The 745-nt window shown below is 44.8% G+C and carries 1 protein-coding gene; it reads right to left on the reverse strand.

The genetic code is table 11. The annotated features are described in order from the left end of the window. Positions 1-745: DUF4329 domain-containing protein (locus E0D98_RS25175; protein ID WP_131891431.1), on the reverse strand; the 745-nt coding region annotated here is incomplete at both ends.

Genomic DNA, 745 nt, shown 5'->3' on the forward strand with positions numbered 1-745 from the left:
GTTATTTCCTTCCCGTGGTTATCTATTGCTTTAAAATTACCACTGGGCGTACCTAAATAAAATGACTTGATATTGTTATCTTTACTTTTAACTATTTTCTCATCTTTACCTGAAAATATTTCGTCCCAATATTCTCCATGACTATCTGCACCATGAGTATGATAAGCTGATACTTTCTCAGTACCATTAGGGCAAGGGCTATTGAATGGATATGATCCTTTTCTTTCTCCTCGGTTAGGTGCTGTTGAGAAATATCTGCCACTATTATCCTTACATATTAAACCAGCGAACTCTTTATCTTCGCAAATAGATTGGCTATTTATTTTATTTAAGGCGTCATATGCGGTGCTATCTATAGAATCAAATTTATCTGGACCTATCATAGCGGATAGTGTGCCGCAAAGACCATTAGTACATGCCCCCGATTTTGCATCCTCCCACATAGATAAACCCAGGGGGTCGATGTCTGATATCGGATTCAATTGATATCCATACAGGTTCCATCCCCCCTTCAGTCCAATCGGATCCTGAGTGATATATCGCCCCTGCAGCGGGTCATAATAGCGGTGGCGGTTGTAATACAGGCCGGACTCCTCATCATACTGCTGCCCCGGCAGCCGGATAAGCTGCTGCAGCTGATGCGGGTTCTCTTCATTCAGCAGGTTGCCCCATTCATCATATTCTGCGCACCACGCTGTTGCCCCTTCCGTGCTGATGAGCGCCAGCGGCAGGCCGCGATGGTCGC

Source organism: Escherichia sp. KCJ4928 (assembly GCF_004352695.1).
Lineage (GTDB): Bacteria > Pseudomonadota > Gammaproteobacteria > Enterobacterales > Enterobacteriaceae > ECMA0423.